Annotated in this window: 1 protein-coding gene; it reads left to right on the top strand. The window is 65.2% G+C overall.

Features of this window, described 5'->3' with window-relative positions; all coding sequences use genetic code 11:
- A partial coding sequence (locus tag IB257_RS31905; RefSeq protein ID WP_192493337.1) for a VCBS domain-containing protein occupies positions 1-408 on the top strand: 408 nt, incomplete at both ends.

Here is a 408-nt window from a genome sequence, read left to right on the forward strand (position 1 = left end):
TCACCTATAGCTACCAGCAGGACGGTACCTCGAAGAACCACACCGCCGGCGACGACTCCGTCACCGACAAGTTCACCGTCACCGTCACCGATGCGGCCAACCAGGTCAAGTCCGACGACCTGGTCGTACTCATCACCGACACCGCTCCGGAAGCCAAGCCCGACACCGCTTCCGTCACGGAAGACACCGCACTGACCGCCTCCGGCAACGTCATCACCGGCACCGGCGCCGACACCCTCGGCGCGGACGTCACCAACGTCGTCGGCGTGGCCAAGGGCACCGTCCCCGCCGGCCAGAACGTCACCGGCAACGTCAACACCGCCGTCAACGGCGAGTACGGCAAGATCGTCCTCAAGGCCGACGGCACCTACACCTACGAGCTGAACAACAACGATCCGCGCGTGAACG

The sequence above is a fragment of the Achromobacter sp. ACM03 genome (assembly GCF_014851665.1).
In the GTDB taxonomy this organism is placed as follows: Bacteria; Pseudomonadota; Gammaproteobacteria; order Burkholderiales; family Burkholderiaceae_B; genus Achromobacter; species Achromobacter aegrifaciens.